1 pseudogene is annotated in these 377 nt (G+C 57.0%); it reads right to left on the bottom strand.

What is annotated here, in order from left to right:
- A pseudogene (locus tag FE296_RS00210) lies at positions 1–377 on the bottom strand (exosporium glycoprotein BclB-related protein); the annotation flags it as partial.

Below are 377 nucleotides of genomic sequence, written 5' to 3'. Positions count from 1 at the left end.
CCGACTCCAGTTGCTCCCGTTATACCTGTGACTCCTGTTTCCCCTGTGACACCAGTAACTCCGGTACTTCCCGTTACCCCGATACCTGTCGCTCCGGTTCCCCCCGTGACACCAGTTGCTCCGGTACTTCCCGTTATACCAACTCCCGTGGCTCCTGTTTCACCTGTTACGCTTACTCCCGTTGCGCCAGTCAATCCCGTTACGCCTGTTGCTCCTGTTTCACCAGTACTTCCTGTCACTCCAACTCCAGTTGCCCCCGTCACACCCGTTGTTCCCGCGCCAGCAAGCAATGTGTAATCCGGCGATGTGCCCGGCGTTCCGGTTGGCGATGCCACATTCGCAATATACGTACTGCCGTTGAACGTTACAACCTGACC

It is taken from the genome of Paenibacillus sp. UASWS1643 (genome assembly GCF_008693195.1).
Lineage (GTDB): Bacteria > Bacillota > Bacilli > Paenibacillales > Paenibacillaceae > Paenibacillus > Paenibacillus amylolyticus_B.
This window is presented reverse-complemented; position numbering and strand designations above follow the sequence as displayed.